We start from the raw sequence: 23,078 nt of genomic DNA, 5'->3' as shown, positions 1-23,078 counted from the left end.
GCCATGAGCTTCGCGCCGGATCCAGACCTGTTCATTCGCACCGGTGGTGAAGTGCGCATCAGCAACTTCCTGCTCTGGCAGGCCGCCTATTCGGAGCTGTACTTCAGCGATTGCCTCTGGCCCGACTTCGGCGAGGCCGAGCTCGATGCTGCCTTGGCTGACTACGCTCGGCGCGAACGCCGATTCGGTTTGGTCCAGCCTGTCGACCCTGCGGCGCACGCCAAGGCCTGACGATGCTGAAGCAGCGTATCGCGACGGCTCTGGTGCTATTGGCCGTATTGCTGCCAGCGCTTTTCGTATCCACGCCCTGGCCGTTTGCGATCCTGATGCTGTTGATGGCTGGTGCAGCGGCGTGGGAGTGGGTTCGGCTCAACTCAGCTTCACCTGCTGCGGCCGTGATCATGGGCGTTGCCGTGGCTGCAGCCTGTGGGCTCGCCTTGTGGGCAGGCTGGGTTCGTGTCGGACCGAGCCTGGCATGGTGGCTGGCGTTCGGGGTGTGGGTCCTGGGAGGCGCCCTCGCATTGAAAGTGGGCCCGGGCGCATGGCACACCGTGCCGCGCGCAGCACGGTGGGTGTTGGGTTTGGCGGCGATATGGACCGCCTGGCTGGCCTTGTCCAGCGCCAAGGCCACCGGCATCAATTTCATCCTCTCAATCTTCTGTTTGGTATGGGTGGCCGACATCGCGGCCTACTTCGGCGGCAGAGCCTTCGGCCGCCGCAAGCTGGCTCTTGCCATCAGCCCTGGCAAGAGCTGGGAAGGTGTGTGGAGCGGCATGGTCGGTGTGCAACTGCTGGCACTGGCTTGGATTCAAGCCGATCGGCAATGGGCGGATGTGGATTCCCTCAGCCTCTTCTCCGTGCTGCTGAATCGGCTAGGCGTTCCAGGCCTTGTCCTGACGCTCGTTTTCCTCAGTGCGATGAGCGTGGTGGGCGATCTGGTGGAGTCGCTGGTGAAGCGCAGCTCCGGCGTCAAGGACAGTAGCGGGCTGTTGCCCGGTCACGGCGGTGTGCTCGACCGGGTAGACGCCCTGTTGCCGGTCTTTCCGATAGCGATGGCGCTGTGCACGTTCTGATACCTTCATGACAGATTTGTCTTTGGCCAGGCAGCGCGTCTGCATCCTCGGTTCCACCGGCAGTGTGGGTGCAAATACGCTTGACGTGATATCGCGCCATCGCGGTCGCTACGAAGTGTTCGCGCTGAGCGCGCACAGCAGGGTGGACACCTTGCTCACGCAATGCATCGAATGGCAGCCGCGGTTTGCCGTGATGCCGCAAGCAGCGGAGGCCAAGCTGCTCCGCGAGGGTCTCCGTGCCGCTGGCTTGCGGACCGAGGTGTGGGAAGGGGCTGAAGCGCTGTCGCTTGTTGCATCGCACCCCGAGGTGGATGCAGTGATGGCATCCATCGTTGGCGCTGCCGGCCTTGAGCCCTGCATGGCCGCCGCTCGGGCAGGCAAACGCCTGCTGCTGGCCAACAAGGAAGCGCTGGTCGTGGGCGGCGCGCTCTTCATGCAGGCGGTGCGCGAGGGCGGTGCCACGCTGCTCCCAATCGACAGCGAGCACTCGGCTATCTTTCAGTGCCTGCCTGAAGACCGGAACATTTGGCACGACCGCATCGACCACATCGTGTTGACGGCCTCCGGTGGGCCATTTCGCCAACGTGACCCGGCGAGCCTGCGCAGCGTCACGCCAGACGAGGCCTGTGCGCATCCCAATTGGGTGATGGGCCGCAAGATCTCCGTCGACTCGGCCACGATGATGAACAAGGCGCTCGAAGTCATCGAGGCGCGTTGGTTGTTCGACCTTGCGCCCGAGCAAATTCGAGTGGTCCTCCACCCGCAAAGCATCATCCACTCGATGGTGGTGTGTAAAGACAACTCGGTGCTGGCGCAGTTGGGTACGCCGGATATGCGCGTGCCGATTGCCTATGGCCTGTCGTTTCCGGAGCGTATCGAGTCGGGTGCTTCAGCCCTTGATTTCACTCGGCTGGGCAGCCTTCAATTCGAGCCCGCCGACCTCGTTCGCTACCCCGGCCTACAACTCGCTTGGGACACCTTGCGTGGGCCTGAAGGCAGTACGGCGGTGCTGAATGCAGCCAACGAAGTGGCAGTCGCCGCGTTTCTTGCCGGAACCATCCGCTTCGATCAGATTCACAGTGTCAATGCACGAATCCTGGAAGCCATCATCCCCGAAGCCGACGCCTGCCGCTCCGTGGACGGTTTGCTGGCACTCGACGCGCAGGCCCGGGAAACGGCGCAAAGCCTTGTGACGGAGCTGCGTCGATGATCATCACCATCCTGGCCTTCGTGCTCACGCTTGGCGTGCTGATCGTGATCCACGAGTACGGCCACTACCGCGTGGCGGTGGCGTGCGGGGTCAAGGTGCTGCGCTTCTCCGTGGGGTTTGGCAAGGTCATCTGGCGCCGCCAAGCGACGCCCAACAGCACCGAGTTCGTGATCTCCGCGCTGCCTTTGGGCGGCTACGTGCGCATGCTCGACGAGCGCGAAGGACCCGTCAAACCCCATGAGCTGAGCTCGGCGTTCAACCGCAAGCCCTTGTGGCAGCGGACGGCCGTTGTTGCGGCAGGGCCCCTTGCCAATCTGCTGCTCGCCGTCCTGCTTTACGCCGCGCAACACTGGATCGGTGTCGACGAACCCAAGGCCCGACTCGGTGCGCCTGTCGCCGCAAGCTTGGCGGACCGTGCCGGACTGCGCTCGGGCGACTGGGTGCGTGCGTATTCATACGATGGTTCGCAATGGGAAGACGTTCGCTCGCTGACCGACTTGCGCTGGCAGGTGACTCAGTCGGTGTTGCGCGGGCAGCGGCTCCAGTTGATGGTCAGTGACGGGGAAGGGCGGGGGCAGCACGTCGTCGAGATGGAACTCGACAGCCTGGACGCCAAGGACGTTGACGCCAAGCTGATGCAGAGCATCGGCCTCGGCGCACCGTACCGTGGCGACGAGCCAGTATTGGGTTTCCTCAAGCCCGATGGCGCGGGTGCCAAGGCCGGGCTGAAGGAAGGCGATCTGGTGCTCAGCATCGATGGCGCCGCGGTGCGAAGCATCGACCAGCTCTTCGACCTGATCCGCAACAGCGTCAACCGCAGCGACACCGGTCCGCTGCACTGGCAGGTTCAGCGCGCAGGCCGCGTGCTGGACATCGACGTGCAACCGGCGGTGGTCATGGACGGCGAGAAGCGCATTGGTCGCATCGAAGCCAGCCTTGGCAAGCCGATCGAAATGGTGACTGTGTCCTATGGTCCGCTGGAGGGCTTGTCGCAAGCCGTCTCGCGCACATGGGATGTGTCGAGCCTGACGCTGCGCATGCTCGGTCGCATGCTGATCGGCCAGGCCTCGTTGAAGAACCTCAGCGGCCCGCTCACCATTGCGGACTACGCGGGGCAATCGGTGCGTTTGGGGCTGGCGTATTACTTGGGGTTTCTCGCCGTCGTGAGCGTGAGTCTGGGGGTGCTCAACCTGCTGCCGCTCCCAGTGCTTGATGGCGGACACCTGATGTATTATCTTTTTGAAGCGGTGACAGGGCAGCCTCTCTCGGATGCGTGGCTCGAGCGGCTGCAGCGCGGTGGAGTGGCCATCATGCTCATGATGACGTCCCTCGCTCTCTACAACGATGTGGCCCGAATTCTGGGCCTGCACTGAATACTGCATGCGCACTCTCCCTGTTTCGTCTTCTCCCCGCTCGTCCTTTCTGCGCCCCACTGTTCTCTGGATCGCGCTTGCCGCCGCCTTGCAGGTTGGCTCTGCATGGGCCGTGACGCCGTTCGTGCTGAAGGACATCCGGGTCGAGGGCCTGCAACGTTCTGATGCCGGCACGGTGTTCGCCTCACTGCCGTTCCGCATCGGCGACACCTACAACGACGAGAAGGGCGCGGCCGCCTTGCGCGCGCTGTTCGCGACCGGGCTGTTCAAGGACGTGCGGGTCGAGGTTGACGGCGACGTGGTGGTGGTGATCGTCGACGAACGTTCGGTCATCGCCAACATCGACTTCGTCGGCCTGAAGGAATTCGACAAGGACGTGCTGATCAAGTCCCTGAAGGACTTCGGCATCGGCGAAGGCTTGCCTTTCGACAAGGCCCTGGCCGACCGCGCCGAGCAAGAGCTCAAGCGCCAGTACCTCACCCGCAGTCTTTATGGTGCCGAGGTCGTGACGACCGTTACGCCGCAAGAGCGCAACCGCGTGAACGTGACTTTCACGATCACCGAAGGCGGTGCGTCGCACATCAGCGAGATCCGCATCCAGGGCAACAAGGCTTTCTCGGAGAGCACGCTCAAGGGCTTGTTCGATCTGAACGACGGGGGCTGGCTCAACTGGTATACCAAGGCTGACCGCTACTCGCGTACCAAGCTCACAGCCGACCTCGAAACGCTGCGCGCCTACTACCTGAATCGCGGGTACCTGGAGTTCGCCGTCGAGTCGACGCAAGTGACCATTTCCCCGGACAAGCAAGACATTACGCTGACCATCACGGTGAAGGAAGGGCAGCCTTATACCGTCACGGGCGTGAGGCTCGAGGGCGAGTACTTGGGCAAGGAAGACGAGTTCAAGTCTCTGGTGACCATTCAGCCCGGCGAACCCTATCGGGCAGAGGCCGTGACGGTCACCAGCAAGGCGTTCACTGATCGCTTCGGCACTTACGGTTATGCCTTTGCACGCGTGGACTCCCGGCCCGAGATCGACCGCGCCACAGGGCAGGTGGTCGTGGTGATGGTGGCCGATCCCCAGCGACGGGTCTATGTTCGCCGCATCAACGTGGCGGGCAACAGCCGCACCCGTGACGAAGTGGTGCGGCGCGAGTTCCGCCAGTTCGAATCGTCCTGGTACGACGGCCAGCGCATCAAGCTCTCACGCGACCGGGTCGACCGCCTTGGTTACTTCAAGGAAGTGAACGTCGAAACCAACGAGGTGCCGGGCGCACCGGACCAGGTCGACCTGACGTTCACCGTCGTCGAGAAGCCGACCGGCAACCTCTCGATTGGCGCCGGTTTTTCGAGCGCAGACAAGCTCGCGTTGTCGGCTTCGATTCGGCAAGACAACGTATTTGGCACGGGCAACTACCTGGGCATCGACGTCAACACCAGCCGATCGGCGCGTACGCTCGTGGTGAGCGCGGTGGACCCGTACTTCACGATCGATGGCATCTCGCGTGCGTTCGACGTCTATTACCGAACCCAAAAGCCGATCAACAGCCAGGGCGAAGAGTACGAACTCGTGACCCCAGGCGCATCAGTGCGCTTCGGGGTGCCGTTCAGTGAATACGACACCGTGTTCTTCGGCATTGGCTACGAGAGCACGAAGATTCGCGGCACCAACAGCCTGCCGAACAACTACTTCATTCAGATCGCCAACTTTGGCGCGTCGAGCAGTTCCATTCCGGTCACGATCGGGTGGACACGCGATGGAAGAGACAGCGCATTGGTGCCGAACTCCGGGCGGTACCAGCGTATCAACGTGGAACTGGGCGCTGGTGGCGACACGCGGTATACGCGGACCAATTTGCAGTACCAAGAGTACTGGCCCATCACGAAGAGGTATACCTTCGCCCTCAATGCCGAGGTTGGCTATGGCCACGGCTTGTTGGGCCGGCCGTACCCGATCTTCAAGAACTTCTATGGCGGCGGCCTGGGCACCGTGCGCGGGTTCGACCAAGGTACTCTCGGTCCGGTAGACGCACTTGGCGGCTACACGGGTGGTACGAAGCGTCTCAATATCAACAGCGAGTTGTACCTGCCGGTGCCTGGCGCGGGCAACGACCGGACCTTGCGAATCTTCGCCTACGTCGATGCCGGCAATGTGTGGGGTGACCACAGCATGAACTTGCCCGATCCCTTGCGCGTCTCGGCCGGTCTCGGCCTGAGCTGGGTGTCGCCGGTGGGGCCGCTGAAGCTCAGTTACGGCAAGCCGTTGCGGTATGTGTCAACGGATAGAATCCAGCGTTTGCAATTCCAGATCGGGACCGCGTTCTAATGAATAGCTCATTTATCAAGTCCATGGTGTTGGCGGGCTTCCTGGCCGCAGCGGCATTCAGCGCTCAAGCGCAGGAAATGAAGATCGGCTACGTCAACAGCGACAAGGTGCTGCGCGATGCCATCCCGGCCCGCGCTGCGCAGACGAAGATCGAAGCCGAGTTCAGCAAGCGCGACAAGGACCTCACCGATCTGTCGGTGAAGCTCAAGGCTGCTGCTGACAAGCTCGAGAAAGAAGCGCCGACATTGGCTGAGTCGGAGCGCGTGCGTCGCCAGCGCGAGTTGGTCGACCAGGACCGCGAAATCCAGCGCAAGCGCCGCGAATTCCAGGAAGACCTGAGCCAGCGCAAGAACGAAGAGCTGGCTGCCGTAGTCGACCGCGCCAACAAAGTCATCAAGCAGATCTTCGATCAGGAGAAATACGACCTRATCGTCCAGGAAGTCATCTTTGCCAGCCCGCGCATCGACATCACCGACAAGGTGATCAAGGCGCTCAACGCCCAAGGCGGCAAGTGACGCGGTGGCCGAGGCCACACTGGGTGAAATCGCCGCCCACCTCGGCGGCGAACTGATCGGCGATCCGAGCCTGCGGATCACCCGGATCGGTCCGCTGGACGGCGCAACGCCTTCCACTATTTCGTTTCTCTCGAATCCGCGCTATCAATCCCAGCTTGCGTCCACGCAAGCGGGTTGTGTGATCGTCGGACCGGCGATGCGCGATGCCGCCGTTCATCGCGGCACCACACTGGTGGCCGCAGATCCTTACCTGTGTTTTGCCAAGCTGACGCAGTGGTGGGCGGCGAGAACGCGTACGCCGGCGCCTCTGGGTGTGCACCCAAGTGCGGCGGTGGACGGCAGTGCCACCATCGCGTCGAGCGCAAGCATCGGGCCCATGGTCGTCATAGAGGCCGGGGCCACGGTAGGCGAAGGCGCGGTCATCGGTGCTCACGGCTTCATCGGGGAGGGGTCGACCGTTGGCCCTGGCACCCGGTTGGCGCCACGTGTCACGCTGATGCGTGGCTGCCATGTTGGCGAGCGCTGCGTCATGCACAGCGGGGTGGTCGTCGGTGCGGACGGCTTCGGCTTCGCTCCCACACCGCTGGGCTACGAAAAGATCGAGCAACTCGGTGGCGTGCGGATCGGCAACGACGTCGAAATCGGCGCCAACACCTGCATCGACCGCGGTGCCCTCGACGACACCGTGATCGAAGACGGCGTCAAGCTCGACAACCAGATCCAGGTAGGCCACAACGTGCACATCGGCGCCTACACGGCGATGGCCGGTTGTGCCGGGGTGGCGGGCAGCACGACCATCGGCAAGCGTTGCACGATCGGCGGCGCGGCAATGATCGTGGGGCACATCACCATCGCAGACGGCGTCAACATCTCGGCAGGCACGCTGGTGTCTCACTCGCTGCACAAGCCGGGGACCTACAGCGGCACATTCCCCATGGACGACAATGCGACCTGGGAGAAGAACGCTGCCACTTTGCGGCAGCTCTATTCGCTGAGAAACCGCCTGCGGGCCCTGGAAAAGAAGACTAGCTGATGATCGACATCCACCAGATCCTGAAGATCTTGCCGCACCGCTATCCCATCCTGCTGGTGGACCGTGTGGTGTCGCTCGAGAAGAACAAGCACATCCTTGCGCTCAAGAACGTCAGCGTCAATGAGCCTTACTTCAATGGGCACTTCCCGCACCGGCCGGTGATGCCGGGGGTTCTGATGCTGGAGGCGCTGGCGCAGGCCGCGGCCATCCTGGCGATCGAAACGCTGGGAATCCGGCTCGATGACCAGACCGTCTTCTACTTCGCCGGCATCGACGGAGCCCGTTTCAAGCGGCCTGTCGAGCCGGGCGATCAATTGATGTTGGACGTGACGCTGGACCGCATGAAAGCCGGCGTCTGCAAGTTCAAGGCGCGTGGCCTGGTGGGCGAGGAGCTGGCTGTCGAAGCCAACCTGACCTGCACCATGCGCCGCATTGCCTGATTCAGCGGAGCCTCCGCCATGGCCACCATTCACTCGACCGCCATCGTCGACGCCCAAGCCGAACTTGCTGCTTCGGTGAGCGTGGGTCCCTATGCTGTGATTGGCCCGCATGTGCGCGTCGGCGAGGGCACGACGATCGGCGCGCATTGCGTGGTCGAAGGCCGCACCACCATCGGCAGTGACAACCGCTTCTACCAGTTCAGCTCCATCGGTGCGATGCCGCAAGACATGTCGCATGGCGGCGAGGTCACCGAACTTGTGATCGGCGACCGCAACACCATTCGCGAGTTCTGTACCTTCAATACCGGCACGTTCAAGGAACAGGGCGTCACCCGCATCGGAAGCGACAACTGGATCATGGCCTACGTGCACGTCGCCCATGATGTGCGTGTTGGAGACCACACCGTGCTCGCCAACAACGTGACGCTGGCGGGCCATGTGCACGTGGGCGACTGGGCCGTGATCGGGGGGCTGTCGGGCGTGCACCAGTTCGTGCATGTGGGGACGCACGCGATGATCGGGTTCCAGGCGCACGTTGCGCAAGACGTGGCGCCCTTCATGACGGCCGACGGCAACCCTCTGGCTGTGCGCGCCGTCAACCTCACCGGTCTCAAGCGGCGCGGGTTCAACGACGAGCGCCAGCGCCTCATCCGCCAGATGCACAAGCTCATCTTCCGTAGCGGCGCGACGCTGGAGGAGGCTAAGGCCGAGGTCGAGGCGCTGCGGGGGCAGGGCGGAGACGAAGACATCCAGACGCTGCTCGACTTCCTTGCGGCGTCCACCCGTGGCCTGGTGCGCTGAGCCGCGATGAGCGAGGCACAGGCCCCTCGCCTGGCGATGGTGGCCGGTGAAGCCTCCGGCGACCTGCTGGCCGGGCTGCTGCTCGGCGGCCTGAAGGCCCGCTGGCCTGAGTTGCAGTCGTTCGGCATTGGCGGTCCGAAGATGGCCGTCCACGGGTTCGATGCCTGGTGGCCACACGAGAAGCTGGCCGTTCGAGGCTACGTGGAGGTGTTACGCCATTACCGCGAGCTGGTCGGCATTCGCAACCGGCTGGGCGATCGGCTGCTGCGTGAACGGCCCGATGTGTTCATCGGCGTCGATGCACCCGATTTCAACCTGGGGCTTGAGGCGCGGCTGAAGGCGCAAGGCATCAAGACCATCCATTTCATCAGTCCGTCGATCTGGGCATGGCGTGGCAAGCGCATCGAGAAGATTCGCGCGGCGGCCGATCATGTGCTGTGCATCTTTCCTTTCGAGCCGGCCATCTATGCAGAACACGGCATTGCGGCGAGCTACGTGGGACACCCGCTGGCCGATGCCATTCCGCTTGAGGTACCAAGGGAGGCGAGCCGCTCGCGATTGGGTCTCTCAACCGATGCACAGGTCGTCGCATTGCTGCCAGGTAGCCGTCGATCCGAGATCGAATACATCGCGCCCCGGTTGCTCGCTGCGGCCGAGATCATGAAACGCGAGCGCCCGGCATTGCGTTTTGTCTTGCCGATCGTGCCCGGCTTGCGAGCCATGGTCGAACCCATGCTCGCTCAGAATGCCCCAACAGCCCAGGTGATCCTGCTCGAAGGTCAATCGCACGAAGCCTTGGCAGCCTGTGATGTGACCATGATTGCCAGCGGCACAGCGACTCTGGAGGCGGCTCTCTTCAAACGGCCGATGGTGATCGCCTACGCGATGCACTGGATCAGCTGGCAAATGATGAAGCGCATGCGCTATCAGCCCTGGGTGGGCTTGCCCAACATTCTTCTGGGTGATTTTGCTGTGCCTGAACTCTTGCAAGACCAGGCTACGCCGCAGAAACTAGCGCAGGCAGCATTCGACTGGCTGGACAATCCGGACGGCTGCACTGCACTGAGCCACCGCTTCATGAATCTGCACGAGCAACTGCGCTGCAACACCGCCCAAGCCGCCACCGATGCGATCGAGAAAATCCTCCGTGCCTGAGCAGTTGGGCTTGCGTTTTGACGCCATCGGCTTGATTGCCGGAGTCGACGAAGCCGGGCGTGGGCCGCTGGCCGGGCCGGTGGTGGCTGCAGCCGTGATCCTGGACGAGCTGAAGCCGATCAAGGGGCTGGACGACTCCAAGAAGTTGTCACCCGCCACGCGGGAGCGCCTTTTCGACGAGATTCGTGCCAAAGCCCTGTGCTGCGCGATTGCCGAAGCCTCGGTCGAAGAGATCGACACTCTCAACATTTTGCAGGCCACCATGCTGGCCATGCGTCGTGCCGTCGAGGGGCTGAGGCTCAAGCCCGGCAAGGTGCTGGTCGACGGGAACCGCCTGCCGGTGCTGCGGATTGCCGCCGAGGCGATCATCCAGGGTGACGCCAAAGTGCAAGCCATATCTGCCGCGTCCATCTTGGCCAAAGTCCATCGCGACCGCTTGTGCCTGCTGCTGCACGAACAGCATCCGCACTACGGCTTCGACGAGCACAAGGGTTATCCGACGCCCGAGCACCTGGCCGCATTGCGCGCGCATGGCGCTTGCTCCCACCATCGCCGTTCGTTCGCACCGGTGCGCGAGGCCTTGGTCAGGGTCAACTGAGGTGTCGGCAGTCAAGGCGATCACCTCACGCGACAACCCCTTGCTCGTGCGCCTGCGCAAGCTCGCGGGTGACCCCGCCGCCTATCGCAAATTGGGTGAGGTCTGGATCGAAGGTGACCATCTGTGCGCTGCCTTCCTGCAGCGCGGCGGCGTGGCGGCCCAAGCTGTGATCACAGAGCCGGCGTGGGAGCTGCCGTCATTCCGCGACCTGGCAAGCCGTGCCGAGATGGTGGCGGTGATCCCACAGGCCCTGATGGCTGGTTTGAGCACACTGGAGTCGCCAGCGCCCTTGGCCTTCGCGCTGCCATGGCAAGGGCAGGGCACGCTTCAGGCCAACGCCCCCACGGTCGTGCTGGACCGCCTGCAAGACGCAGGCAATGTGGGCGCGATCATCCGCAGCGCGGCGGCATTCGGTTTTTCGCAGGTCATTGCCCTCAAGGGCACAGCAGCGCTGTGGTCGCCCAAGGTACTGCGTGCCGGCATGGGGGCGCACTTCGGGCTGAACCTGGTCGAGGGAGTCGATGAGGCGGCGTTGGTGGACCTGAAAGTGCCGTTGCTGGCCACCAGTTCGCACGCTGCCCAGGCCATTCATCAAGTGACGCTGCCCTGGCCTTCGGCTTGGGTGTTGGGGCACGAGGGGCGGGGGGTTTCTGCCACGTTGCTTCAGCGCTGCCAACAGGCGCTGCGCATTCCCCAGCCGGGCGGTGAAGAGTCGCTCAATGTGGCTGCCGCGGCAGCCGTGTGCCTGTACGAATCGGCCCGACAGCGGCTTGGTTGAAGAGCTTCTTGGAGCGTCGCTCCAAAGCGCCGCCGTCAGTACATCAAACGGTCGGGGCGGATGTCTCGCAAGATGGTCGTGGCAATCTCCTCGATTGACTTGTGGGTCGACGACAACCAAGAGATTCCCTCGCGTCGCATCATGGCTTCGGCCTTGGCCACCTCGTGGCGGCAGTTCTCCAGCTTCGAGTACGAGCTGTTGGGCCGGCGTTCGTTGCGAATCTCGGCGAGCCGCTCCGGTGCAATCGTGAGGCCGAAGCATTTGGCCTTGTGCGGTGCGAGGCTGCGCGGGATCTCGTCGCGCTCGAAGTCTTCGGGGATCAGCGGGTAGTTGGCGGCCTTGATGCCGTGCTGCATGGCCAGGTACAGCGAGGTTGGCGTCTTGCCGCTGCGGCTCACGCCCACGAGGATCACGTCGGCCTGCTCCAGGTTCTTGGATGATTGGCCGTCGTCGTGGGCGAGCGAGAAGTTGATGGCCTCGATGCGGTCGGTGTACTCCTGGCTCTTCGACACATCGGTGAAGCGGCCCACGCGGTGATTCGAGGTGATGCCGAATTCGGCCTCGAGCGGCTCGATGAAGGTGTTGAACATGTCCAGCACCATGCCGCGGCTTTCCTTGACGATGCGCAGGATCTCGGGGTCAACCAGGGTCAGGAAGACCACCGGCCGAACACCCTCGATTTCGGTGGAGTGGTTGATTTCGCGCACGACCTGATGCGCCTTGTCGGCAGAGTCGATGAACGGCCGCCGCACATGGCGCGGCTTGCCGGGGAATTGCGCCAGGATGGAGTTGCCGAAAGTTTCGGCGGTGATCCCGGTGCCGTCGGAGACGAAATAGACGATGCGGTTCGGCATGGAGTTCGGGGGGAGGAGTGGAAGCTCATCATAGGCAAATCGCCCGTAGAATCATTTCGACGCTTCCCCAGCCACTCATGCAGCCATCCGCTCACTCCTCGAAAAGCACCACGCAGCGGACAGTGCAGCTCACGCTTGAGCCCCTTGCGGGTTCGCGACTCGCCTGGGAAGCCCCGGTTTTTCAACATCACGGAGCTTTCCCATGTCATCAACCCAACTGGCGACCGCCCTGGTCGCACCGTTTGAACACCTGAGGATGACCGACGTCGAGTCGGTAGGCGGCAAGAACGCCTCCCTCGGCGAAATGATCAGCCAGCTGGCTGCCTCGGGCGTACGGGTGCCTGGCGGTTTTGCAACGACAGCGCATGCCTTCCGCCGCTTCCTGGCGCACAACGGTTTGGCCGATAAGATCAACGCCCGACTGGCGACGCTGAACACCGAAGACGTGCGTGCACTGGCCGAAGCTGGTGCCGAGATTCGAAAGTGGGTCGAAGACACGCCATTCCCGGCCGACCTGCAAGCGGCGATCACCAGCGAGTTCGCCAAGCTGACGGCGGGGAACCCCGGCGCGTCATTTGCCGTGCGCTCATCTGCCACGGCTGAAGATTTGCCCGACGCCAGCTTTGCAGGTCAGCAAGAGACCTTTCTCAACGTCGTCGGCATCGAGGACGTGCTGCACAAGATGAAAGAGGTGTTCGCGAGCCTCTACAACGACCGCGCCATCAGCTACCGCGTGCACAAGGGCTATGCCCACACCGACGTGGCCTTGTCGGCCGGCGTGCAGCGCATGGTGCGCTCCGACATCGGATCGGCCGGCGTGATGTTCACCATCGACACCGAGAGCGGCTTCAAGGACGTGGTCTTCATCACATCGAGCTACGGCTTGGGTGAGACGGTGGTGCAGGGCGCGGTGAACCCCGATGAGTTCTACGTGCACAAGCCTTCGCTGAGGGCCGGCAAGGAGGCAGTGATCCGCCGCAACCTGGGCTCCAAGCTGATCAAGATGGAGTTCGCCACGCCCGAAGAGAAAGCGGCCAGCGGCAAGCTGGTCAAGACGACCGATACCGCCACGGAGTTGCGCAACCGCTACTCGCTCATCGATGCCGAGGTGACCGAGCTTGCGCAGTACGCCCTCATCATCGAGCAGCACTACGGCCGCCCGATGGACATCGAATGGGGCAAGGACGGCGCCGACGGCAAGCTCTACATCCTGCAAGCCCGCCCCGAGACGGTGAAGAGCCAACAAGAGGGCAAGGCAGAGCAACGCTACAAACTCAAGGGCACCGGCACCGTGCTGGCGGAAGGCCGTGCGATCGGCCAGAAGATCGGTACCGGCCCCGTGCGCATCGTGCACAGCTTGGCCGACATGGACATCGTTCAACCCGGCGACATCCTCGTCACCGACATGACCGACCCAAATTGGGAGCCGGTGATGAAGCGCGCCGCGGCGATCGTCACCAACCGTGGCGGTCGCACCTGCCACGCCGCGATCATCGCGCGCGAGCTGGGCATTCCCGCGGTGGTGGGCTGCGGCGACGCAACCGATACGCTGAAAGAAGGCGCCCTGGTGACCGTGGCTTGCTCTGAAGGCGACACGGGCTACATCTACGACGGCCTGCTCGAGACAGAGGTCACCGAGGTGGAGCGCGGCGAGCTGCCGTACTGCCCCATCAAGATCATGATGAACATCGGCAACCCGCAACTTGCCTTCGAGTTTGCGCAGATGCCCAACAGCGGCGTCGGCCTGGCGCGGCTCGAGTTCATCATCAACAACAACATCGGTGTGCACCCGAAGGCGATCCTCGACTACCCGAACATCGACCTTGACCTGAAGAAGGCGGTGGAATCGGTGGCGCGTGGTCACGCTTCGCCGCGTGCGTTCTACGTCGACAAGCTGATCGAGGGCGTGGCGACGATTGCCGCAGCGTTCTGGCCCAAGTCGGTGATCGTGCGCCTGAGCGACTTCAAGAGCAACGAGTACCGCAAGCTCATCGGCGGTTCACGCTACGAGCCGGAAGAAGAGAACCCGATGCTCGGTTTCCGAGGTGCGTCGCGCTATGTCAGCGAGGCCTTCGGTGAAGCGTTCGCGATGGAATGCGAAGCCCTCCGGCGTGTGCGCAACGAGATGGGCCTGAACAACGTCGAGATCATGGTGCCATTCGTGCGCACGCTGGGCCAAGCCAAGCGCGTGACCGAGATGATGGCCGAGCGTGGGCTCAAGCGCGGGCAAGACGGCTTGCGCATCATCATGATGTGCGAGATCCCCAGCAATGCGATCCTCGCCGAGCAGTTCCTCGAGTACTTCGATGGCATGTCGATCGGTTCCAACGACATGACGCAGCTCACGCTCGGGCTGGACAGAGACTCGGGCATGGACATCCTGGCGCGCGATTTCGACGAACGCGATCCAGCAGTGAAGGCCATGATCTCGCGCGCCATCGCAGCCTGCCGTGCGGTTGGCAAGTACGTTGGCATTTGTGGACAGGGGCCGAGCGACCATCCTGATTTCGCCGACTGGCTCGCCGCCGAAGGCATCGTGTCGATGTCGCTCAACCCTGACACGGTGGTCGAAACCTGGAAGCGTCTGGCTCGCCGTTGAACGTGAACGCCGAGGGTTGATGAGGATGGCCCGCGCGGTGCCGCGCGCTTGAGAATCCAGCCTTATGGCTGGGCAAGCAAACGACACGCGCAGCGCCTACTGGCGCAAGAACCTTCGGATCACTGCTGCACTCCTGACCATCTGGTTCGTCGTCACTTTCGTGACGACCTTCTTCGCGCGTGAACTGAGTTTCGCCTTCTTCGGCTGGCCTTTCAGTTTCTGGATGGCGGCGCAGGGAGCATTGCTGATCTACCTGGCGCTGATCGGCTTCTACGCCTGGTACATGCATCGGTTGGATCGGGCAGCCGGCTTCGTGGGAGACGACGCTCCGTGACCGAGCGCAACCAGGCGGCGTTCACGCGCCAGCTCAACAAGGTGTATGGCATCTACACCATCGGGCTGCTGGTCTTCATTGCCACGCTGGGCGGGTTGGAGATGGTGGGCCTGTCTCGTCGCTGGATCGGCGTGATCTTCCTGCTCGCTACCGTGCTGCTGTACGCCGGCATCGGCGTCATCAGCCGCACGACCGATGCCGACGAGTACTACGTTGCCGGCCGTCGTGTACCGGCGGTCTACAACGGCATGGCCACGGGCGCAGACTGGATGTCCGCCGCATCCTTCATCAGCCTGTCAGGAACCATGTATCTGCAGGGTTATGCTGGGCTGGCCTTCATCATGGGCTGGACTGGCGGCTATTGCCTCGTGGCCTTGCTGTTGGCTCCGTATCTGCGCCGCTTTGGCCAGTTCACGATTCCCGATTTCCTGGATGCGCGTTATGGCGGAACCTGGCCGCGCCTGTTGGGTGTGGTGTCGGCGATCCTGTGTTCGTTCACCTACGTCGTTGCGCAGATCTACGCCATCGGCCTCATCACCAGCCACCTCACCGGGGTGGCCTTCGAGATCGGCATCTTCCTCGGACTGGGCGGCATCCTGGTGTGCTCGTTTCTGGGTGGGATGCGGGCGGTGACCTGGACGCAGGTGGCGCAGTACATCGTCATCGTCATCGCCTTTCTCGTGCCCGTCGTCTGGCTGTCCGTCAAGCAGACCGGTGTGCCGCTTCCGCAAGCGGTCTACGGCATGCAATTGGAGAAAGTGACCCAGCGTGAGCAGGTCTTGCGCAACGATCCGAAAGAGCTCGAGGTGATTGCGCTGTTCAAGGCGCGCGCTGACGAGTACGCCGCGAAGTTGAAGGACGTGCCGGCGGCATTGGCTGAAGAACAACTGGCCGCTCGCAAGAAGGTGCTCGAGTTGCGCGCCGCAGATGCACCGCTGGCCGAGATCCAGTTGGCTGAAAAGGTGCAGCTGGCCCTGCCGCGCGATGCAGAATCGGCCCGCCGCATCTGGACCCAAGCGCAAGCTGGAAGCGAGTCTCGAGCCCAACCCCTGGGCGGCATGCCGCCACACGGCGTCCCCTTTGCAGGCGACCCGCACGGCACGGCAGCTGAGCAGCGCAACTACCAGGACTCGCGTCTGAACTTTTTGGCGCTGGTGTTTTGCCTCACCCTTGGCACGGCCGCTTTGCCTCATCTGCTGATGCGCTGCTACACCACGCCGTCGGTGAGGGCGGCACGCCAGTCAGTGACGTGGTCGTTGTTCTTCATCCTGCTGCTGTACCTGTCCGCGCCGGCTCTGGCGGTGCTGGTGAAGTACGAGGTGTTCAACGTACTGGTGGGCACGCCGTTCGACAGTCTGCCGGCGTGGATTGCCAACTGGTCCAAGGTCGACCCGGCGCTGCTGTCCGTCACCGACATCAACCACGACGGTGTGCTGCAGCTGGGTGAGATTCGCATCGGCACCGACATCGTCGTCCTCGCCACGCCGGAGATCGGTGGGTTGCCGTATGTCGTGTCGGGCATGGTGGCGGCCGGCGCACTGGCAGCCGCACTGTCGACTGCAGACGGGCTGTTGCTGACCATTTCTAACGCGCTATCGCACGACGTGTACTACAGGCTCGTCGACCCCAATGCATCTAACGGGCGGCGCGTCACCATCTCCAAGATGCTGCTGCTGGGTGTGGCGCTGGCGGCGGCGGCCGTGGCGGCACAGAAGCCCGCCGACATCGTGTTCCTGGTCTCGGCGGCGTTCTCCATCGCGGCTTCGGCGCTGTTCCCTGCGCTGGTGCTGGGTGTGTTCTGGAAGCGCGCTACGGCCTGGGGCGCCACGGCGGGCATGGCGAGCGGCCTCTTGATGACGCTCAGCTACATGGTGCGAAACGAACCCTGGATGCGCGGCGTATTTGGCATTTCGGCCCCTGTCGACCTCTGGTTCGCCATCCAGCCGATCTCGGCCGGGGTGTTCGGTGTGCTGCTGGGCTGTGTCGTCATCATTGCCGTGAGTCTGATGACCCGCCCGGGCAACGCGCGCAGCGACGCCTTCGTTGACCATATCCGCTTCCCAGGCTGATGGGCGATTGCTGGCTGGCCGGAAGGGCGCTTTCCAGAGTAGAATCGCGGGCTTACCTTGCCACACCCGGTTGATGGGTCATTCTGACCCGTCACACAGACGCCTACGGGGTGGCTTACCCGAAAACCTGCCGATGTCCGGCGGGTCAACGGAAACCAGAAGGAGTCTCAATGCGTCATTACGAAATCATTCTGCTCATCCATCCGGATCAGAGCGAACAAGTTCCGGCCATGCTGGAGCGCTACAAGGGCATCGTCACCGCCGGCGGCGGCAAGGTGCACCGGGTCGAAGATTGGGGCCGTCGCCAGATGGCTTACCTGATCCAGAAGCTCGCCAAGGCCCACTACCTGTGCATCAACATCGAAGCCAGCAAGGAAGTGCTGGCCGAGCTGGAAACGGGTTTCCGTTTCAACGATGCCGTGCTGCGCCACCTGACCGTCGTGAAGAGCAAGGCCGAAACCGGCCCCTCCGTCATGATGAAGTCGGTGGAAAAGGAAGACAGCCGCAAGGCACCGCAGCAGCAGGAGGCCTCGGCCTGAGATTGATGGTGCCCAACGCGCTCTGCGCTGTTGAGTTGGCATGAACCGGTTGGTTCTGTCGGCTCAACTCATAGAGCGGGGCGCAGTGAGATACACACCTGCCGGCCTTCCGGCCTGCGATTTCAGCCTCAAGCATGAATCGCAAGTCACCGAAGCCGGCCAGCCCCGCAAAGTCTTCATGGAGATGCGAGGGGTGGTGATCGGTGAACTCACACACCGCCTGGTCGGGCTGGAGATCGGAGCAGCAGGCACATTTGCCGGCTTTCTGACCAACCAGCGCAATGGCCGCGGCACCGTCCTGCATGTGACCGAATTCGAGTGAGCCCAGAACCCGGTGTTCTCCGCTCAATGTTTGTTCCGGATAGATATTCAAGTGAGGTGATATATGCCCCCGCCACGTGGTAAAGGTCGGTTCTCGAAGGACCGCAAGCCCAAACGCAACCAACAGTCCCTGCTGTTCCGCCGCAAGCGCTTCTGCCGCTTCACGGTGACCGGCGTCGAAGAAATCGACTACAAGGACATCGACACGCTGCGCGACTTCATCGGTGAAAACGGCAAGATCACGCCGGCTCGCCTGACGGGTACGCGTGCCTTCTTCCAGCGTCAGCTGACCACCTGTATCAAGCGCGCCCGTTTCCTGGCGATGCTGCCGTACAGCGACCAGCACAAGGTCTGAGGAGCAACGACATGCAAGTGATCCTGCTGGAAAAAGTGGCCAACCTCGGCAACCTGGGCGACGTCGTCAAGGTCAAGGACGGCTACGCACGCAACTTCCTGATTCCCACTCGCACGGCACGTCGTGCCACCGAGTCGGCCATCAAGGAATTCGAAGCCAAGCGCGTAGAGCTCGAAAAGGCCGCCGCTGAAAAGCTGGCCACAGCACAAGCCCTGGGCGAGAAGATGAGCGGCCGCACCGTTCACATCACGCAAAAGGCGGGTGTCGATGGTCGTCTGTTCGGCTCGGTGACCAACGGCGACATCGCCGATGCGCTGACCCGCATCGACTTCAAGGTAGCCAAGTCGCAAGTGCGCATGCCCAACGGTCCGTTGAAGACTGTTGGCGAGCACACTGTGACCGTGGCAGCGCACACCGACGTGGTGGTCGAGGTCAAGGTCGTGGTGGTCGGCGAGACCGACTGAGTCTCCTTGTCATCAAAAAAAGGGTCGGCTTTGCCGGCCCTTTTTCATTGGTCTCGAGTTATTCGCTGTTCTTCGCAGCTTCATCACCGGATGTGCACAGGCTTACCCACAAGGGACGGTCCCACGGGGCTAGCCGACCGACTCGTCCCGCCCTAGTATCAAGCGATGTCCTCTGTTTTCAATCTCCCGAACCACTCCGGTCCCGATCCACGCGACGACGAAGTAGCGCGCCTGCGCATCCCACCGCATTCCGTCGAGGCGGAGCAGAGTGTGATTGGTGGCCTGTTGATCGACAACAGTGCCTGGGACCGGGCTGGTGACCTGCTGACTGACAGCGACTTCTATCGTCACGAGCATCGGCTGATCTATGCGGCCATCGGTGCATTGATGAATGCCTCGAAACCTGCTGACGTGATCACGGTGTTCGAGCAACTGCAAAGCCTTGGCAAGGCCGAAGACTGCGGCGGGCTCGTCTACCTGAACGCTCTGGCGCAGAGCGTGCCCAGCGCGGCGAATCTGCGTCGGTATGCCGAGATCGTGCGCGAGCGGGCCGTGCTGCGCAAACTGGTGGCGGCCAGCGACGAGATCGCCACGGCGGCCTTCAATCCGCAAGGCCGGCCAGTGCCGCAAATCCTGGACGAAGCCGAGAGCAAAATCTTCAAGATCGGCGAGGAGGGTTCCCGCTCGCGCCAGGGTTTCATCAGCATGGACACACTCGTGGTGCAGCTGATCGACCGCGTCAACGAGTTGCACGAGAACGGCGCGGAAGAAGTGACCGGCGTGCGCACCGGCTTCTACGACATGGACAAGATGACCGCCGGCCTGCAGGCGGGCGACCTGATCGTGCTGGCGGCACGGCCGTCCATGGGCAAGACGGCGTTCGCGCTCAACATCGCCGAACACGTCTCCGTCAATGAAGGCCTGCCCGTCGTGGTGTTCTCGATGGAAATGGGCGCAGCCCAATTGGCATTGCGGATGGTCGGTTCGCTCGGACGCATCGACCAGAGCAACCTGCGCACCGGCAAGCTGCGCGACGACGAGTGGGGCCGCTTGTCAGAGGCTGTTGAGAAACTCGGCAAGGCGGCCGTGTTCATCGATGAAGGCTCGGCCCTCTCGCCCACTGAACTGCGTGCGCGTGCACGCCGCCAGGCCCGACAATGCGGTCAGCTGGGCCTGATCGTGGTCGACTACCTGCAGCTGATGAGCGGCAGCGGCGGCGGCAGCGAAGAAAACCGCGCCACCGTGATCGGTGAAATCTCGCGGGGCCTCAAGTCGCTGGCCAAAGAGCTGAAGTGCCCGGTGATCGCGTTGTCGCAGCTAAACCGAAGCGTCGAAACCCGCACCGACAAGCGCCCGATGATGAGCGACTTGCGCGAGTCGGGCGCCATCGAGCAGGACGCGGACGTCATCATGTTCATCTACCGCGATGACTACTACACCAAGGAAGCCTGCAAGGAGCCGGGTGTGGCAGAGATCATCATCGGCAAGCAGCGTAACGGCCCCACCGGCACGGTGAAGCTCGCGTTTCTGAAGCCGTTGACGAAGTTCGAGAACATGGCGCCTGGCAGTTCAGGCGGCGGCGACATGTACTGACCGTGCTCAGTGGTCAGGTGCGTCTCTGCGGAGAGGCTGGCTTGGTCAACGACACGAGCGCTTCCGGCATAGCCGCCTCAGAGACGTCGATCGTTCGTTCACTGCCATCGGCATATGCGAGGTGGACGCGGTACTGAAAACGATCCGCTCCCGTTGGAGCCGACGGATTTGAAGCAGCAGTCGACAGGAACGCGATGGCCTCGCGCTGTTGGGGCTCCAGCGACTCGCAACCGTGTTCGACGCTGAGATGCAGCCCAGCCAAGCCGCCCCTGCGCTCGATCCGCACCTTCACCACGTCATTTGCACCCCGAGCGACCATGGCAACCGCTACGCCTCGCTCAAGGGCACACCGACTTGCTGCCAGGCATTGCGACATTTCGCCGCGAGCGACGCGCCTCCAACCGTTTGGGCACTGGCCACGGTGAGGCTGGCGAACTCGCTGAAGGTGGCGTCGGTACGCAACCGCCGGTTCGTGCACGAGGCGTACCAGACCTGGAGGGCCTGACCCCAGGCCTGCCCATCGGCGGCGCTTGCAAACAGCGCAAAGGCCTTGTTGGGTATGCCGCTGTTGTCATGCACGTCTGCCGTGGGGTCCATCTCGCTGTAAAGCTCGGGCTGTTGCGAGAGGCAGTGCTCCGCCGACGGGTGCAGCATGTCGCGAAGGCAGGTGAAGCCCTTGGCTTTCGTCGGCGGCGCGATGATGCCCGCGCCCACGAGCCAGGCCTGCGGTTCGGTGACCGGCCACTGGTTCAGCCATTGATTGAACACCGCGCCGAAGACGTCGCTGATGCTTTCGTTGAGCGCGCCCGATTCGCCTTCGTAGCGCAACGCACTCTCGTTCTGCGTCACGCCGTGCGTCAGCTCGTGGCCGATGACGTCGGGCGAGAGGTACATCTCGGTGAAGAGTTCGCCATCGCCATCGCCGTACACCATCTGCTGGCCATTCCAGAACGCGTTGTCGTAGTTCTGGCTGTAATGCAGGCTGGAGACGAGGTCGATGCCCTTGTTGTCGATCGAGTTTCGGCCGAGCACGGTCTTGTAGAACTCGGCCACCTTCTGCGTCGTATCGAACACCGTCGTGAATCCGCCGGTCATCGACGACACCGGGCTGCCGGGCAAGACTTTCCGGTTCTGGCAATCGAACAGGTGCTGCGCTGGAAGCGTTGTGGCTTTCTGCGCCGCGAATCGCTCCACGTCGCGCAGGATGGCGATGCGATGAGCTTCTCTTAAGCCCCGCTGGCGCTCAGTCTCGAGGTAGGTGTCTTGCAGTGCCTTGCGGGTCGAAGCATCGAGGCTCGGGTCACGCGAGTACCTTCTCAGCACCTCGGGCGGCACGATGAAGCAGCAATGCGAACAAAAGCGAGTGAAGGTCGCACGACGTGTGTCAGCCTGAGAGAACAAGTCTTGAGCCATCGGGTCTCCTCGTCAAAGGTTGCGGTGCAGTTTATCGAAGTGCTTTGATCCCGGGAGATAGAACTCCTGCGACAAAGGCTTCTTGAGGACTGCAGATGAATGCTGTATAAATAAACAGTATGAATCGCAAGCCCTCTGTTCCCATCGACGTCACGCAACTCAAGGGGCGCGGAACGGCCTGGGCGATCGAGCACCGCTACACGCGGCAGCCGAGCGAAACCTTCGACGATGGCTGGGGCACGCTCGACCAGGCTGCGAGCGAAGAGCATGTGCCGGTCGCCACACAGATCATCGAAGAACGGGTCAAGTCGATCCTGTCGAGCAACGATTCACCCGACATCTCTTTCGACCTGTCGATCAACCCGTACCGCGGCTGCGAGCATGGGTGCATCTACTGTTTTGCGCGCCCGACGCACAGCTATCTCAACATGTCACCCGGCCTCGATTTCGAGACCCGCATCATCGCCAAGGTGAACGCGGCCGAGCGGCTGCGCGAGGCATTTGCCAGTCGCAGCTACGAAGCTTCCTTCCTCAACATTGGCTCGGCGACTGACGCCTACCAACCCATCGAACGCAAGCTCGGCATCACCCGCTCGATCATCGAGTTGCTGGCCGAATGTCGGCATCCGTTTTCGCTGGTTACCAAGTCAGCGGGCATCGAGCGTGACCTCGATCTCATCGGGCCGATGGCCGCCGATCACCTGGTGGCGGTGTACGTGTCGGTCACCTCGCTCGACGCCAACCTCGCACGAATCCTGGAACCGAGAGCCGCGGCGCCGCACCGACGTCTTCGCACCATCGAGACGCTGGCCAAGGCCGGAGTGCCGGTGGGTGTGAGCGTGTCGCCAGTGATCCCCTTTATCAACGAACCCGAGATCGAACGCATTCTCGAAGCCGCTGCGGCGGCAGGTGCGCGAGCGGCTTTCAGCGTGGTGTTGCGGCTGCCGTGGGAGGTGAATCCGCTGTTCCAGCAGTGGCTGGAGCAGCACTTCCCCGACCGGGCCGGGCGCGTGATGGCACGCGTGCGTGAGATGCGCGGCGGGAAGGACTACGACGCCACTTTCGGCAGCCGCATGAGAGGCGAGGGCGTCTGGGCAGAGCTGCTGCGCCAGCGCTTCGACAAGGCCTGTGCGCGCTTCGAGCTGAACAAGACGCGCATCGAGCTCGACCTTAGCTTGTTCCAGAAGCCGCGCCTTCCTCCGAGCAACGGCCAGGGCGAGCTGTTCTGAGTCGCC

The 23,078-nt window shown here is 62.8% G+C and carries 24 protein-coding genes; 21 read left to right on the top strand and 3 right to left on the bottom strand.

Annotated features, from left to right (window positions below):
- The 12 genes from AC1DYS_RS30945 to AC1DYS_RS30890 all read left to right on the top strand — a co-directional run.
- A partial coding sequence (locus AC1DYS_RS30945) for an undecaprenyl diphosphate synthase family protein (protein WP_477905731.1) occupies positions 1-231 on the top strand: 231 nt, incomplete at its 5' end.
- A 2-nt stretch (positions 232-233) separates the two neighbouring features.
- Positions 234-1,073, top strand: coding sequence for a phosphatidate cytidylyltransferase (locus AC1DYS_RS30940; RefSeq protein ID WP_477905729.1), 840 nt, complete (start codon positions 234-236; stop codon positions 1,071-1,073).
- Positions 1,074-1,095: 22 nt separating this feature from the next.
- Entirely contained in the window at positions 1,096-2,283 is a 1,188-nt protein-coding gene (gene ispC / locus AC1DYS_RS30935; protein WP_477905727.1) for a 1-deoxy-D-xylulose-5-phosphate reductoisomerase, read from the top strand.
- A complete protein-coding gene (rseP, locus tag AC1DYS_RS30930; RefSeq protein ID WP_477905725.1) occupies positions 2,280-3,656 on the top strand; it encodes an RIP metalloprotease RseP in 1,377 nt (458 codons plus the stop codon). The genes ispC and rseP overlap by 4 nt, the downstream gene beginning before the upstream one ends.
- Before the next feature lie 7 nt (positions 3,657-3,663).
- Positions 3,664-5,982, top strand: coding sequence for an outer membrane protein assembly factor BamA (gene bamA, locus AC1DYS_RS30925; RefSeq protein WP_477905723.1), 2,319 nt, complete (start codon positions 3,664-3,666; stop codon positions 5,980-5,982).
- A complete protein-coding gene (locus AC1DYS_RS30920) occupies positions 5,982-6,497 on the top strand; it encodes an OmpH/Skp family outer membrane protein (protein ID WP_477905721.1) in 516 nt (171 codons plus the stop codon). Before bamA ends, AC1DYS_RS30920 begins: the two co-directional genes overlap by 1 nt.
- 4 nt (positions 6,498-6,501) lie before the next feature.
- Positions 6,502-7,530 (top strand): UDP-3-O-(3-hydroxymyristoyl)glucosamine N-acyltransferase, encoded by a 1,029-nt coding sequence (gene lpxD / locus AC1DYS_RS30915; RefSeq protein ID WP_477905719.1) that lies wholly within the window; start codon positions 6,502-6,504, stop codon positions 7,528-7,530.
- Positions 7,530-7,970, top strand: coding sequence for a 3-hydroxyacyl-ACP dehydratase FabZ (gene fabZ, locus AC1DYS_RS30910; RefSeq protein WP_047496270.1), 441 nt, complete (start codon positions 7,530-7,532; stop codon positions 7,968-7,970). Before lpxD ends, fabZ begins: the two co-directional genes overlap by 1 nt.
- 18 nt (positions 7,971-7,988) lie before the next feature.
- Positions 7,989-8,771 (top strand): acyl-ACP--UDP-N-acetylglucosamine O-acyltransferase, encoded by a 783-nt coding sequence (gene lpxA, locus AC1DYS_RS30905; RefSeq protein ID WP_477905717.1) that lies wholly within the window; start codon positions 7,989-7,991, stop codon positions 8,769-8,771.
- Between the two features lie 6 nt (positions 8,772-8,777).
- Positions 8,778-9,926, top strand: a complete 1,149-nt coding sequence (lpxB, locus tag AC1DYS_RS30900) for a lipid-A-disaccharide synthase (protein WP_477905714.1) — start codon at positions 8,778-8,780, stop codon at positions 9,924-9,926.
- Positions 9,898-10,524, top strand: a complete 627-nt coding sequence (rnhB, locus tag AC1DYS_RS30895; RefSeq protein ID WP_047496264.1) for a ribonuclease HII — start codon at positions 9,898-9,900, stop codon at positions 10,522-10,524. Before lpxB ends, rnhB begins: the two co-directional genes overlap by 29 nt.
- A gap of 1 nt (position 10,525) precedes the next feature.
- Positions 10,526-11,302: a TrmH family RNA methyltransferase gene (locus AC1DYS_RS30890; protein WP_477905711.1), complete on the top strand. Its 777-nt coding sequence runs from the start codon at positions 10,526-10,528 to the stop codon at positions 11,300-11,302.
- Between the two features lie 35 nt (positions 11,303-11,337).
- Here AC1DYS_RS30890 and ppsR read toward each other — a convergent pair whose 3' ends face one another.
- Positions 11,338-12,156, bottom strand: coding sequence for a posphoenolpyruvate synthetase regulatory kinase/phosphorylase PpsR (gene ppsR, locus AC1DYS_RS30885; RefSeq protein WP_477905709.1), 819 nt, complete (start codon positions 12,154-12,156; stop codon positions 11,338-11,340).
- Positions 12,157-12,358: 202 nt separating this feature from the next.
- On the opposite strand from ppsR, the gene ppsA reads away from it, so the two are divergent.
- From ppsA to dnaB, 8 genes are all read left to right on the top strand, one after another.
- Positions 12,359-14,755: a phosphoenolpyruvate synthase gene (ppsA, locus tag AC1DYS_RS30880; protein ID WP_477905706.1), complete on the top strand. Its 2,397-nt coding sequence runs from the start codon at positions 12,359-12,361 to the stop codon at positions 14,753-14,755.
- Between the two features lie 64 nt (positions 14,756-14,819).
- Positions 14,820-15,089 (top strand): DUF4212 domain-containing protein, encoded by a 270-nt coding sequence (locus AC1DYS_RS30875; RefSeq protein WP_477905704.1) that lies wholly within the window; start codon positions 14,820-14,822, stop codon positions 15,087-15,089.
- The gene (locus AC1DYS_RS30870; RefSeq protein WP_477905703.1) at positions 15,086-17,158 is read left to right on the top strand and encodes a sodium:solute symporter family protein; all 2,073 of its coding nucleotides are present in this window, start codon (positions 15,086-15,088) and stop codon (positions 17,156-17,158) included. Before AC1DYS_RS30875 ends, AC1DYS_RS30870 begins: the two co-directional genes overlap by 4 nt.
- Before the next feature lie 170 nt (positions 17,159-17,328).
- Positions 17,329-17,697 carry a 30S ribosomal protein S6 gene (gene rpsF, locus AC1DYS_RS30865; RefSeq protein WP_047496246.1) on the top strand — a complete coding sequence of 123 codons (369 nt, stop codon included), beginning with the start codon at positions 17,329-17,331 and terminating at the stop codon, positions 17,695-17,697.
- A 40-nt stretch (positions 17,698-17,737) separates the two neighbouring features.
- Positions 17,738-18,019: a primosomal replication protein N gene (priB, locus tag AC1DYS_RS30860; protein WP_047496243.1), complete on the top strand. Its 282-nt coding sequence runs from the start codon at positions 17,738-17,740 to the stop codon at positions 18,017-18,019.
- A 63-nt stretch (positions 18,020-18,082) separates the two neighbouring features.
- Complete coding sequence (gene rpsR, locus AC1DYS_RS30855) at positions 18,083-18,373, top strand: 30S ribosomal protein S18 (protein WP_047496240.1); 291 nt, start codon at positions 18,083-18,085, stop codon at positions 18,371-18,373.
- A gap of 11 nt (positions 18,374-18,384) precedes the next feature.
- Positions 18,385-18,837, top strand: coding sequence for a 50S ribosomal protein L9 (rplI, locus tag AC1DYS_RS30850; RefSeq protein ID WP_477905699.1), 453 nt, complete (start codon positions 18,385-18,387; stop codon positions 18,835-18,837).
- A 165-nt stretch (positions 18,838-19,002) separates the two neighbouring features.
- Entirely contained in the window at positions 19,003-20,430 is a 1,428-nt protein-coding gene (dnaB, locus tag AC1DYS_RS30845) for a replicative DNA helicase (protein ID WP_047496235.1), read from the top strand.
- A 13-nt stretch (positions 20,431-20,443) separates the two neighbouring features.
- Here dnaB and AC1DYS_RS30840 read toward each other — a convergent pair whose 3' ends face one another.
- Positions 20,444-20,749, bottom strand: a complete 306-nt coding sequence (locus AC1DYS_RS30840; protein WP_477905697.1) for a protealysin inhibitor emfourin — start codon at positions 20,747-20,749, stop codon at positions 20,444-20,446.
- An 8-nt stretch (positions 20,750-20,757) separates the two neighbouring features.
- Positions 20,758-21,843 (bottom strand): M4 family metallopeptidase, encoded by a 1,086-nt coding sequence (locus tag AC1DYS_RS30835; RefSeq protein ID WP_477905695.1) that lies wholly within the window; start codon positions 21,841-21,843, stop codon positions 20,758-20,760.
- Between the two features lie 119 nt (positions 21,844-21,962).
- On the opposite strand from AC1DYS_RS30835, the gene AC1DYS_RS30830 reads away from it, so the two are divergent.
- Positions 21,963-23,072 carry a PA0069 family radical SAM protein gene (locus AC1DYS_RS30830; protein ID WP_477905693.1) on the top strand — a complete coding sequence of 370 codons (1,110 nt, stop codon included), beginning with the start codon at positions 21,963-21,965 and terminating at the stop codon, positions 23,070-23,072.
- Positions 23,073-23,078: the final 6 nt, after the last annotated feature.

The organism is Rhizobacter sp. P2_G4 (assembly GCF_056403575.1).
This window is presented reverse-complemented; position numbering and strand designations above follow the sequence as displayed.

Bases quoted from the DNA above. Each gene is read 5' to 3' on its own strand.
- AC1DYS_RS30940 (WP_477905729.1), top strand. From the start codon at position 234: ATGCTGAAGCAGCGTATCGCGACGGCTCTGGTGCTATTGGCCGTATTG.
- rseP (WP_477905725.1), top strand. From the start codon at position 2,280: ATGATCATCACCATCCTGGCCTTCGTGCTCACGCTTGGCGTGCTGATC.
- bamA (WP_477905723.1), top strand. From the start codon at position 3,664: ATGCGCACTCTCCCTGTTTCGTCTTCTCCCCGCTCGTCCTTTCTGCGC.
- fabZ (WP_047496270.1), top strand. From the start codon at position 7,530: ATGATCGACATCCACCAGATCCTGAAGATCTTGCCGCACCGCTATCCC.
- lpxA (WP_477905717.1), top strand. From the start codon at position 7,989: ATGGCCACCATTCACTCGACCGCCATCGTCGACGCCCAAGCCGAACTT.
- lpxB (WP_477905714.1), top strand. From the start codon at position 8,778: ATGAGCGAGGCACAGGCCCCTCGCCTGGCGATGGTGGCCGGTGAAGCC.
- rnhB (WP_047496264.1), top strand. From the start codon at position 9,898: ATGCGATCGAGAAAATCCTCCGTGCCTGAGCAGTTGGGCTTGCGTTTT.
- ppsR (WP_477905709.1), bottom strand. From the start codon at position 12,156: ATGCCGAACCGCATCGTCTATTTCGTCTCCGACGGCACCGGGATCACC.
- ppsA (WP_477905706.1), top strand. From the start codon at position 12,359: ATGTCATCAACCCAACTGGCGACCGCCCTGGTCGCACCGTTTGAACAC.
- AC1DYS_RS30875 (WP_477905704.1), top strand. From the start codon at position 14,820: ATGGCTGGGCAAGCAAACGACACGCGCAGCGCCTACTGGCGCAAGAAC.
- rpsF (WP_047496246.1), top strand. From the start codon at position 17,329: ATGCGTCATTACGAAATCATTCTGCTCATCCATCCGGATCAGAGCGAA.
- priB (WP_047496243.1), top strand. From the start codon at position 17,738: ATGAACCGGTTGGTTCTGTCGGCTCAACTCATAGAGCGGGGCGCAGTG.
- rpsR (WP_047496240.1), top strand. From the start codon at position 18,083: ATGCCCCCGCCACGTGGTAAAGGTCGGTTCTCGAAGGACCGCAAGCCC.
- rplI (WP_477905699.1), top strand. From the start codon at position 18,385: ATGCAAGTGATCCTGCTGGAAAAAGTGGCCAACCTCGGCAACCTGGGC.
- dnaB (WP_047496235.1), top strand. From the start codon at position 19,003: ATGTCCTCTGTTTTCAATCTCCCGAACCACTCCGGTCCCGATCCACGC.
- AC1DYS_RS30840 (WP_477905697.1), bottom strand. From the start codon at position 20,749: ATGGTCGCTCGGGGTGCAAATGACGTGGTGAAGGTGCGGATCGAGCGC.
- AC1DYS_RS30835 (WP_477905695.1), bottom strand. From the start codon at position 21,843: ATGGCTCAAGACTTGTTCTCTCAGGCTGACACACGTCGTGCGACCTTC.
- AC1DYS_RS30830 (WP_477905693.1), top strand. From the start codon at position 21,963: ATGAATCGCAAGCCCTCTGTTCCCATCGACGTCACGCAACTCAAGGGG.